The sequence below is a fragment of the Streptomyces sp. NPDC002513 genome (genome assembly GCF_053595355.1).
Genome location: NZ_JBSFXK010000150.1, coordinates 1 through 1,837, shown reverse-complemented (window position 1 = coordinate 1,837; position 1,837 = coordinate 1). Strand labels below are relative to the sequence as shown.

Here is a 1,837-nt window from a genome sequence, read left to right as displayed (position 1 = left end):
GGTCCCCGTCGGCTGATCAGCAGCAGATCGCGTACTCCATGCGCAGTCACCAGGTGCCGGGCCACCAGCCCGCCCAGCACACCGGTACCACCGGTCACCAACACCGAGCCGGCCTGATTCCACGCCGGCGGAATGGTCAGGACGACCTTGCCGACATGCTTGGCCTGGCTGACAAAGCGCAATGCCTCTGCCGCGTGGCGCACGTCCCAGGTTGTGACGGGGAGCGGCTGCAGTACTCCCTGATCGAAAAGCGCCAGCAGTTCGACAAGCATCCGCCGGACCTGGTCCGGCTCCACCTCGGTGGTACTGAACGCCCTGTACGAGACCCCGGGGTACCTGGTACCCACCTCTTCCGGATCGCGGATGTCGGTCTTGCCCATCTCAAGGAATCTGCCGCCCCGTGGCAGGAGGTCGAGTGAGGCATCAGCGAATTCATGGGCCAGAGAGTTCAGCACAACGTCGAGGCCCCGGCCGCCAGTTGCACTGAGGAACTTTTGGCGGAACTCGACCGTACGCGACGAGGCGATATGAGCGTCGTCGAGGTGAAGAGACCTCAAAGTGGCCCATTTTCCAGGGCTGGCCGTGCTGAACACCTCGGCACCGAGGTGACGAGCCAGTTGCACGGCGGCCATTCCGACGCCGCCCGATGCGGCATGCACCAGCACCGTTTCGCCTGCCTGGAGTCCGGCCAGTTCGACCAGCCCGTAGTAGGCAGTCGTGAATGCGATCGGTACCGTAGCTGCCTGGACGAATGACCACTCGGCCGGTACGTGGACAAGCATGCGGTGGTCAGTCACCGCCATCGGGCCGAAGGATCCGGCGAACAGGCCCATCACCCGGTCGCCAGGAGCAAGGTCTGTCACGTCAGGTGCGATCTCAACGACCACACCGGCTCCCTCGTTACCCAGGAGCCCGACTTCGTCCGCCTGCAGACCGGGAGTGTTCAGAACCGCTCGGAAGTCCAGAGCGTTGAGAACGTCGCGGAAGTTGACACCGGCCGCTCGTATCGCCACGCGTACCTGTCCGGGTGCAAGCGGCCCGATGGCCTCAGGACAGGGCACCAGCTCAAGGTCTTCGAAGGTGCCCTTACGAGGCATGTCCAAACGCCAGGCGATGTCAGCCGGGGGTACAAGGGCAGTTTCTGCGGTAGTGGTGCGGGTGAGTCGAGGGGCGGTGGTTGTTCCGGCGCGTATGGCGAGTTGTGGTTCGGTGGTGTGAGTGAGCAGTGAGAGCAGTGCGGTGTAGCTGGCGGGCTGGTCGTCGATGTCGGCCAGCAGGACGCGGCCGGGTTCTTCGTTCTGCACGGAACGCAGCAGGCCCCAGGTAGCCGCACCGGCCAGGTCCTGTACTGCTGTGGTGTCGTCGGTGCTGGTGCTGGTGCTGGTGCTGGTGCTGGTGCTGGTGCCGGTGGCGATTGCGCCGCGGGTGACTGCGACCAGGGTGCAATCGGGCCAGGTATCCTGGGTGAGCCACTGCTGAACGGTCTGCAGTATTCGGCCGGCCGATATGAACACCCGCTCGGCCAGACCTTCCTCACCGGTGTTTTCGGTGTCGGCGTTGTCGGCGTTGTCGGTATGACTGCCTGCGTCGACGAACACCGCTCGCGGGACCGGCGCACCCGCTGTGACCGCCTCCAGCAGTGTGGTCATTTCTTCATACGCCACCACCTTGCATCCGGCCGTGGTCAGTCCCGCCCGTAGTCCCAGCGTGTCCCTGCCCACCACGGCCACTGCGGTGGCCGTCTCCGCCGTGGCCGCTTCTGCCGTGGCTGCTTCTGCCGTGGCCGGTACTGGTGCTATCGGGACCCACTCCACCGCGAACAGTGAGCGGTCCCTGC

The 1,837-nt window shown here is 65.2% G+C and carries 1 protein-coding gene; it reads right to left on the bottom strand.

The window, feature by feature from the left end; translation table 11 throughout:
- A partial coding sequence (locus tag ACWD5Q_RS35405; RefSeq protein ID WP_451431173.1) for a zinc-binding dehydrogenase occupies positions 1-1,649 on the bottom strand: 1,649 nt, incomplete at its 3' end.
- Positions 1,650-1,837: the final 188 nt, after the last annotated feature.